The organism is Streptomyces sp. CO7 (assembly GCF_053474865.1).
Genome location: NZ_JBRIOU010000003.1, coordinates 405,018 through 414,603, shown reverse-complemented (window position 1 = coordinate 414,603; position 9,586 = coordinate 405,018). Strand labels below are relative to the sequence as shown.

At 71.0% G+C, this 9,586-nt stretch carries 6 protein-coding genes; all 6 read right to left on the bottom strand.

All coding sequences use genetic code 11. The features are described from left to right. Nucleotides 1-16: 16 nt before the first annotated feature. The 6 genes from ACOV8S_RS11805 to gltB all read right to left on the bottom strand — a co-directional run bounded on the left by ACOV8S_RS11805 (nt 17) and on the right by gltB (nt 8,968). Entirely contained in the window at nt 17-211 is a 195-nt protein-coding gene (locus ACOV8S_RS11805) for a suppressor of fused domain protein (protein ID WP_448317927.1), read from the bottom strand. Further along, a complete protein-coding gene (locus ACOV8S_RS11800; RefSeq protein ID WP_448317731.1) occupies nt 212-412 on the bottom strand; it encodes a hypothetical protein in 201 nt (66 codons plus the stop codon). A gap of 41 nt (nt 413-453) precedes the next feature. Then, a complete protein-coding gene (locus ACOV8S_RS11795; RefSeq protein WP_448317730.1) occupies nt 454-2,019 on the bottom strand; it encodes a DUF4246 domain-containing protein in 1,566 nt (521 codons plus the stop codon). Between the two features lie 62 nt (nt 2,020-2,081). Beyond that, the gene (locus tag ACOV8S_RS11790; RefSeq protein WP_448317729.1) at nt 2,082-2,801 is read right to left on the bottom strand and encodes a vWA domain-containing protein; all 720 of its coding nucleotides are present in this window, start codon (nt 2,799-2,801) and stop codon (nt 2,082-2,084) included. Nucleotides 2,802-2,976: 175 nt separating this feature from the next. Next, entirely contained in the window at nt 2,977-4,440 is a 1,464-nt protein-coding gene (locus ACOV8S_RS11785; protein WP_448317728.1) for a glutamate synthase subunit beta, read from the bottom strand. Beyond that, a complete protein-coding gene (gene gltB, locus ACOV8S_RS11780) occupies nt 4,433-8,968 on the bottom strand; it encodes a glutamate synthase large subunit (protein ID WP_448317926.1) in 4,536 nt (1,511 codons plus the stop codon). Before gltB ends, ACOV8S_RS11785 begins: the two co-directional genes overlap by 8 nt. Nucleotides 8,969-9,586 lie beyond the last annotated feature (618 nt).

The window sequence follows — 9,586 nt, the reverse complement described above, 5'->3', positions numbered from 1 at the left end:
CGGCGGACCGAGGGTGTCAGACGACCGAGGCCCGGAACGGGTCCGTCGGGATGATCCCCGCCTCGTCGAGGAGCCGCTCCAGCGCCTCGTGTCCGTGCCGCCGGCGGTACTCGATCTCGGCGCGGGTCACCGGCAGCACCCAGAGGATGCGGGCATGGCCGCCGTCGGGGAGCGGGCAGTGTTCGAGGGCGGGGCCGTGGAGGTGGGGCAGTCAGCCCGCCGTGACGTGGGCCCAGCCGTCGCCGCGCGGGCCGGGTCCCGCGACGAGGAGGCGCAGTTCGGGCAGCACCTCGCGCCGCCCGGGCCCCAGGTCGTACGCGACGGTCTCCACGGAGTGCCCCGCGAAGAACGCCCGGACATGTGACTCGACCGCCAGGACCGCCGCGTCGACCGGCTGCTCCGACCCGCTCACCAGGTAATCATGTCGGAGCAGCCGGCCGGCTTCCTGGCGGGTCAGTGCTCGCAGAGGGAGAACTCCCGCTCGTAGATCTCCTGGTTGTGCTCGTCAACGAAGAACTTGCGTTCCTTCATGAGTTCCTCGCGGTACCCCTTGGCCTCCTCCAGCGTCATGGTCGACGTGTCGGCCCACGGCTGCTGCGGCGGCACGTCGGAGGTGGAGACGATGCGCTCCGACGGGTCCACGAGGAAGAAGGCGAGGATCTTGCGGTGCCCGGCCCGGGTGGGGTCCGCGAGGCGGAACGGGGCCACGCGGTGCTGGAGGACGTTCGGGAACGCCAGGCAGCGGCCGGCCGGGGTGCCCGCCGAGCCCAGTTCCTGGTTCAGCGGGCCCTCGTTCTCCAGGCCGTAGACCTCGCGCACCCCGTTGTCGTCGTTCTGCTCGTACTCGGGTTCGTCGACCGCCGTGCGGAAGCCGAGGCGGCTCTCGGTGATGTTCTCGTTGTCCCAGTAGTAGAGACAGGTCGAGACGATGCGCTCGTTGAGCATGCCCTCGACGTGCCAGGACCCGCCGGCGTACTCGGGCTTCTCCGGCGTGAGGTGGATGGTGGCGAGCTTGACGATGACCTGCAGGTCACGGCCGCGCAGGTCGACGCGGTCGCTCTCGTCGGGCGCGGCGGGCGGAGCGAACTCCGGCGGGTCCGGGATGACCGGGGTGCGGTTCTCGTGCCACGCGTCGTACGCCTCCGACCATGCCTTCAGCGCCTCCTGGTCCTCGTTGCCGGGCCAGACCGGCTCGCCGTTGCCGTCCTCGTCCCGGTACCAGGACCAGGGGTCGGCCTCGATGCGCGGGGGCCGCGGATGGCGCAGGCCGGTGAGGACCCGCTCGAACAGGGGGCGCACTCGAGCGAACAACTCGGGCAGCACGTCGGCGAGTTCCCAGTGCTTCTCCGGGTGGACGTTGTTGACGTAGGAGCGGAAGGTGACGTCCCCGTCGTCGCCGACCGCGACATCCGTGGGGAGCCACTGGAAGCGGTCGGAGAACTCGTATCCCGGGCGGGTCGAGCCGTAGTAGCTGTAGGACGGGCCATTCCGGGGCTTCTCCCAGGCGCGCTCGGGGCCGCCGCTGACGTCGCGCACGAGGCAGAAGAGCGAGGGGTGGACGAGGTCGAGCACCTGGCCGTCGGAGCCCGGGTGCCAGTCCTTGTCCTCCTCGGGGACCTCCTCCAGGACGCGGACCGCCTCGCGCAGCCTGTCCCTGAGCTCGTCCTCGACGAGGCTGTCCGACTTCCAGACCCCGTCCACGGCGGACACCTCGATGCCGGTTCGTCCGTCGCGGAGCTCGGCGTAGTGGGCGAGCTCGGCGAGGACGTACCGTATCCGGGCTTCGGTCAGGCCCTGCTCAACCGCTTCCCGCGTCCATCGGGCGGTCACCTCCGCGTCGTCCTTCTTGACGTACCACTCGGGCTTCTCCCGGATGTGTGCGCTGCACCGCATCATCTGGATCTCCCCGAGGGTTCGGGGCTCCTGGGCGTGCGCGGACGCGGAGAAGGGCAGCGGGAAGGCAGACAGCTCGGTCAATGTCGTTCGTTCCTCACGGTGTTGGCGCGACGGCGCGAACACTACTTCGGACGACCGACAGAGCGACGCCGGAACGCTGTCCTTGCTCCGGGCGCGAGGTGCGGTCAGCGCACGATGCCCTGGGCGCGGGCGGCGCGCAGCCAGGCGGGGAACTCGCCGAGGAGGCGCTCGTAGAGGTCGTCGTCGGAGAGCTTTTGCGGGTCCTGGCCGGCGTGGAAGAAGCCGGCGTTGTCGACGACGCGCTTGCCGGGAACGTCGAGTTCGTCGAGCTTGCGCAGGAAGTCGAACTGCTTGCTGTGCGGGTCGCCGAAGCCCACGAATTGCCAGAAGAGGGGGAGCCCCGCCGCCTTGCAGACGTAGCGCTCGGCGGCGGGGCGGCTGATCGGGCCGCCGTCGGTCTGGAAGATCACCAGGGCGGGTGCGGTGGCGCCGCTGTCGAGGTGGTGGTCGATGACGGCGTCCATCGCGAGGTGGTAGCTGGTCTTCCCCATGTGGCCCAGCCCGGCGAGGACGCGTTCGATCGCGCCCTGGTGGCGGGCGAGTTCGATGTCGGTGACCGCGTCGACCTCGGTGGAGAAGAAGACGGTGGGGACGATGCCGTCGTCGTCGAAGTGGGCGGCGAGGGACAGCACGCGGTCGGCGAGCGCCTGGACGCTGCCGTTGTTGTAGTAGGGCTTCATGGAGCCGCTGTAGTCGACGACCAGGTACACGGCGGCGCGTTCGCCCTCCAGGCCGTGGCGGGCGACGGTGCGGCCTGCGGTCTTGTACAGGTCGACCAGCGCGGGCGCGGTCCGCTCGACCTTGGTCAAACTGATGGCGGGCATACCGCCGCTCCCCTCCCCCGGGCGCGCCCGTACGGCCAGGACGCTCTGCGCAGGAGGGTACGGGACTGGACACGGGGGTGAACGACTCCGCCCCGCTCCCAGGCGTGGGGAGCGGGGCGGAGGGTCACCGGATCCGCCGGCCCGGGCCGGCGGGCCGGGCCGGCGGGGCCGGAGGTCAGGCGACCAGGGCGCGGTCGTCCGGGAGGATCGGCGCGGGCAGGGTGCTGGTGCCGGTCAGGTGACGGTCGACGCCGCGCGCCGCGCTGCGGCCCTCGGCGATGGCCCACACGATGAGCGACTGGCCGCGGCCCGCGTCGCCGGCGACGAACACGCCGGGGACGTTGGTCTGGAAGTTCTTGTCGCGGGCGATGTTGCCCCGCGCGTCGAGCTCCAGGCCGAGCTGGTCGACCAGGCCGTTCTCACGGTCGGTGCCGGTGAAGCCCATCGCGAGGGTGACCAGCTGGGCGGGGATCTTCCGCTCGGAGCCGGGCTTCGGGGTGAGCTTGCCGTCGACGAAGGAGACCTCGGTGAGGTGCAGCCACTGGACGTTGCCGTCCTCGTCGCCCTCGAAGTGGGTGGTGGAGACGGAGTAGACCCGCTCGCCGCCCTCCTCGTGCGCGGAGGTCACCTTGTAGAGCATCGGGAAGGTCGGCCACGGCTGGCCGACCGGGTCCCGGTCGTCGTTCGGGCGGGGCATGATCTCCAGCTGGGTGACGGAGGCCGCGCCCTGGCGGTGGGCGGTGCCCACGCAGTCCGCGCCGGTGTCGCCGCCGCCGATGACGACGACGTGCTTGCCCGCGGCGGTGATCGGCGGGGCGACGTAGTCGCCCTCCTGCACCTTGTTGGCGAGCGGCAGGTACTCCATCGCCTGGTGGATGCCCTTGAGCTCGCGGCCGGGGACCGGCAGGTCGCGCGCCGTGGTGGCGCCGACGGCCAGCACGACGGCGTCGTAGCGCTTGCGCAGGCTGTCGGCGTCGAGGTCGCGGCCGATCTCCACACCGGTGCGGAACTTGGTGCCCTCCGCGCGCATCTGCTCGATGCGGCGGTTGATGTGCCGCTTCTCCATCTTGAACTCGGGGATGCCGTAGCGGAGGAGGCCTCCGATGCGGTCCGCGCGCTCGTAGACGGCGACGGTGTGGCCGGCGCGGGTGAGCTGCTGGGCGGCGGCGAGGCCGGCCGGGCCGGAGCCGATGACGGCGACGGTCTTGCCGGACAGGCGCTCGGGGATCTGCGGGACGACGTCCCCGTTGTCCCACGCCTGGTCGATGATCGAGACCTCGACGTTCTTGATGGTCACCGGCGGCTGGCTGATGCCGAGGACGCACGCCGACTCGCAGGGCGCCGGGCACAGCCGCCCGGTGAACTCCGGGAAGTTGTTGGTGGCGTGCAGCCGCTCGGAGGCGTTCTGCCAGTCCTCGCGGTAGGCGTAGTCGTTCCACTCGGGGATCAGGTTCCCGAGCGGGCAGCCGCTGTGGCAGAACGGGATGCCGCAGTCCATGCAGCGGCTGGCCTGCTTGCTGACGATCGGCAGCAGGGAGCCGGGGACGTAGACCTCGTTCCAGTCCTTCAGCCGCTCGTCGACCGGACGGGTCCGGGCGACCTCACGGCCGTGGTTGAGAAAGCCCTTGGGATCAGCCATTGGTCGCCGCCTCCATCATCTTCTCGGTGATCGCGGACTCGTCGAGTCCGGCTCGCTCGGCGGCGTCCTTGGCGGCGAGCACGGCCTTGTAGGCACTGGGGATGATCTTGCTGAATCGCCGGCCGGCGTTGTCCCAGTCGGCCAGGAGCTTCTCGGCGACGGTGGAGCCGGTCTCCTCCTGGTGGCGGCGCACGACGTCGTGCAGCCAGGCGAGGTCGGTGGCGTCGAGGGCTTCGACGGCTCCGTGGTTGCCGGCGTTGACGTACCCGAGCTCGAGGTCGAGGACGTAGGCGGTGCCGCCGGACATGCCGGCCGCGAAGTTGCGGCCCGTCGGGCCGAGGACGACCGCCCGGCCGCCGGTCATGTACTCGCAGCCGTGGTCGCCCACGCCTTCGGAGACGACCAGGGCGCCGGAGTTGCGGACGCAGAACCGCTCGCCGGTGGCGCCGCGCAGGAACAGTTCGCCGCCGGTGGCGCCGTAGGCGACGGTGTTGCCGGCGATGACCGAGCCCTCGGCGAGGTGGTTGGCGCCGCGGTCCGGGCGGACCACGATGCGGCCGCCGGAGAGGCCCTTGCCGACGTAGTCGTTGGCGTCGCCCTCCAGGCGCAGCGTGATGCCGCGGGGGACGAAGGCGCCGAAGGACTGGCCGGCGGAGCCGGTGAAGGTGACGTCGATGGTGTCGTCGGGCAGACCCGCGCCGCCGAACTTCTTGGTCACCTCGTGGCCGAGCATGGTGCCGACGGTCCGGTTGATGTTGCGGACCGGGACCTGGGCGCGCACCGGGCGGACGTCGCCGGCGTCGTTGACCGCGAGGGCGTCGGCGGCGAGCTTGATGAGCTCGTTGTCGAGCGCCTTCTCCAGGCCGTGGTCCTGGGCGATGACCTGGTGGCGGGCGGCGCCCTCGGGCAGCGCGGGCACGTGGAAGAGGGGCGCGAGGTCCAAGCCCTGGGCCTTCCAGTGGTCGACGGCGCGGGTGACGTCGAGGAGCTCGGCGTGGCCGACGGCCTCGTCGATGGAGCGGAAGCCGAGCTCGGCGAGCAGCTCGCGGACCTCTTCGGCGATGAAGGTGAAGAAGTTGACGATGTGCTCGGCCTTGCCGGTGAACCGCTCGCGCAGGACGGGGTTCTGGGTGGCGATGCCGACCGGACAGGTGTCGAGGTGGCAGACGCGCATCATGACGCAGCCGGAGACGACCAGCGGCGCGGTGGCGAAGCCGAACTCCTCGGCGCCGAGCAGCGCGGCGATGACGACGTCGCGGCCGGTCTTCAGCTGGCCGTCGGTCTGCACGACGATGCGGTCGCGCAGGCCGTTGAGCAGCAGGGTCTGCTGGGTCTCGGCGAGGCCGAGCTCCCAGGGGCCGCCCGCGTGCTTCAGCGAGGTGAGCGGGGAGGCGCCGGTGCCGCCGTCGTGGCCGGAGATCAGCACGACGTCGGCGTGGGCCTTGGAGACGCCCGCCGCGACCGTGCCGACGCCGACCTCGGAGACCAGCTTCACGTGGATGCGGGCCTTCGGGTTGGCGTTCTTCAGGTCGTGGATGAGCTGGGCGAGGTCCTCGATGGAGTAGATGTCGTGGTGCGGCGGCGGGGAGATGAGCCCCACGCCAGGCGTCGAGTGCCGGGTCTTCGCGACCCACGGGTAGACCTTGTGGCCGGGCAGCTGGCCGCCCTCGCCGGGCTTGGCGCCCTGGGCCATCTTGATCTGGATGTCGTCGGCGTTGACGAGGTACTCGCTGGTGACGCCGAAGCGGCCGGAGGCGACCTGCTTGATCGCGGAGCGGCGCGCCGGGTCGTACAGGCGCTCCGGGTCCTCGCCGCCCTCACCGGTGTTGGACTTGGCGCCCAGCTGGTTCATGGCGATGGCGAGGGTCTCGTGCGCCTCCTTGGAGATGGAGCCGTACGACATGGCGCCGGTGGAGAACCGCTTGACGATCTCGGAGACCGGCTCGACCTCCTCGACGGGGATCGAGGGGCGGTCGCTCCTGAAGCCGAACAGGCCGCGCAGCGTCATCAGGCGCTCGGACTGCTCGTTCACCCGCTCGGTGTACTTCTTGAAGACGTCGTAGCGGCCGGTCTTCGTCGAGTGCTGGAGTCGGAAGACGGTCTCCGGGTCGAACAGGTGCGGCTCGCCCTCGCGGCGCCACTGGTACTCGCCGCCGATCTCGAGGGTGCGGTGCGCGGGCGCGATGCCGGTGACCGGGTAGGCCTTGGCGTGGCGGGCGGCGACCTCCTGGGCGACGACGTCGAGGCCGACGCCGCCGATCTTGGTGGCGGTGCCGTCGAAGTAGCGGTGGACGAACTCCTCGTCGAGGCCGACCGCCTCGAAGACCTGCGCGCCGCGGTAGGAGGCGACGGTGGAGATGCCCATCTTGGACATGACCTTCAGGACGCCCTTGCCGAGGGCGTAGATCAGGTTGCGGATGGCCTGCTCGGCCTCGATGCCGGGGAGGAACGTTCCGGCGCGGACCAGGTCCTCGACGGACTCCATGGCCAGGTACGGGTTGACCGCGGCGGCGCCGTAGCCGATGAGCAGGGCGACGTGGTGGACCTCGCGGACGTCGCCGGCCTCGACCAGCAGGCCCACCTGGGTGCGCTGCTTGGTGCGGATGAGGTGGTGGTGCACGGCCGCGGTGAGCAGCAGCGAGGGGATCGGCGCCTGCTCGGCGTCGGAGTGCCGGTCGGAGAGCACGATGAGGCGGGCGCCGCCGGCGATGGCGGCGTCGGCCTCGGCGCAGATCTCGTCGAGGCGGGCGGCGAGGGCAGCGCCGCCGCCGGCGACCCGGTAGAGGCCGGAGAGGGTGGCCGCCGTCATGCCGGGCATGTCGCCGTCGGCGTTGATGTGGATGAGCTTGGCCAGCTCGTCGTTGTCGATGACCGGGAAGGGCAGGACGACGCTGCGGCAGGACTCCTCGGTGGGCTCCAGCAGGTTGCCCTGCGGGCCGAGCGGGGAGCGCAGCGAGGTGACGAGCTCCTCGCGGATGGCGTCCAGCGGCGGGTTGGTGACCTGCGCGAACAGCTGCGTGAAGTAGTCGAAGAGCAGGCGCGGGCGCTGCGAGAGTGCGGCGATGGGCGTGTCGGTGCCCATGGAGCCGATGGGCTCGGCGCCGGCCTTCGCCATCGGGGCGATGATGACGCGCAGCTCTTCCTCGGTGTAGCCGAAGGTCTGCTGGCGGCGGGTGACCGAGGCGTGGGTGTGCACGATGTGCTCGCGCTCGGGGAGGTCCTCGAGCTCGATCTCGGCGGCTTCCAGCCACTCCTGGTAGGGGTGCTCGGTGGCGAGGGCGTGCTTGATCTCGTCGTCCTCGATGACGCGGCCCTCGGCCGTGTCGACCAGGAACATCCGGCCGGGCTGCAGGCGGCCCTTGCGGACGACCTTCTCCGGGGCGATGTCCAGGACGCCGACCTCGGAGCCGAGGACGACCAGGCCGTCGTCGGTGATCCAGTAGCGGCCGGGGCGCAGGCCGTTGCGGTCGAGGACCGCGCCTACCTGGGTGCCGTCGGTGAAGGTGACGCAGGCGGGGCCGTCCCAGGGCTCCATCATGGCCGCGTGGTACTGGTAGAACGCGCGGCGGGCCGGGTCCATGGTGGGGTGGTTCTCCCACGCCTCCGGGATCATCATCAGCACGCTGTGCGGCAGCGAGCGGCCGCCGAGGTGCAGGAGTTCCAGGACCTCGTCGAAGGAGGCGGAGTCGGAGGCGTCCGGGGTGCAGACCGGGAACACCCGCTCCAGCTTCTCCGCGCCGAACAGCTCGCTGACCAGCTGCGACTCGCGGGCCTTCATCCAGTTCCGGTTGCCCTTGACGGTGTTGATCTCGCCGTTGTGGGCGATGAACCGGTAGGGGTGTGCGAGCGGCCAGCTCGGGAACGTGTTGGTCGAGAACCGGGAGTGCACCAGGGCGATCGCCGAGGCGAAGCGGCGGTCGGAGAGGTCCGGGAAGAAGGGCTCGAGCTGGCCGGTGGTCAGCATGCCCTTGTAGACGATGGTGCGCGCGGACAGCGACGGGAAGTAGACGCCCAGCTCGCGTTCGGCGCGCTTGCGCAGCAGGAACGCCTTGCGGTCCAGCTCGATGCCGGCGCTGGCGCCCTCGGTCACGAACACCTGGCGGAAGGCGGGCATCGTGGAGCGGGCGGTCGCGCCGAGCAGGTCGGGGGCGACGGGGACCTCGCGCCAGCCGAGAACGGTGAGGTTCTCCTCGGCGGCGATCGCGTCGATGCGGGCGGCCGCCTCGTCGGCGCCGTCCTGCGGGAGGAAGGCGATGCCGACGGCGTAGCGGCCGGCCTCGGGGAGCTCGAACCCGGCGACCTCGCGGAGGAAGGCGTCGGGGACCTGGGAGAGGATGCCGGCGCCGTCGCCGGAGTCGGGCTCGGAGCCGGTGGCGCCGCGGTGCTCGAGGTTGCGGAGCACGGTGAGTGCCTGGTCGACCAGCGTGTGGCTCGCCTCGCCGGTCAGGTTGGCCACGAAACCGACGCCGCAGGCGTCGTGCTCGTCGCGCGGGTCGTAGAGGCCCTGGGCAGCAGGGCGAGCATCCATGTACGACCAGTTACGGCCGTTCGTGGAGTGCTGGGACGGCTGGCGCGGCGTACGCATCGGCTCTCCCGTCGTCGTCATGTGGCTGAAAAGGTCCTCCCAGGCTCTGCGGCTCTGGGGGCACTGATGCCGAGGGACGACGTTGGCCCTCTGCTGTGTGGCAAAGATTCTTCTGCGCGTTACATAGTGAAACGGAATCCCGGAAGTTGGATACCGCGTTCCACCATGCGGACGCATGCGGGAGCCTTGGCCGCCGGCCCGCCGGGTGACGGCGGGCATGCGGGGAGACGTGCCAGGGAAGGTGTCCTGACGATTCCTGGGTACAGGCTTCGTCGCCCGTCTTCGGAGAGGCGCGCCGCTGGCGTCCTTGCCCGGCGCGTTCCGGCTCATGCCCGGTGGCTTCGTATGCGAAACCACGGGTGGCCGCTTGCGTGCAGCCCCTCACACATGTGAGCGGCCTTCATGATACGACCCCTGTCCAGTCGCGTCGCGGGGACGAATGTCACACCGCCGAAACGGTGTTGACCTGCGACGGACCCTTGCGCGCGGCCTCGCGGGGTGCGTGCGGTTCCGCATCCCGCGCCGCCGCACACCCGTGAGGGGCCGGGTCCGGGCTGTCTC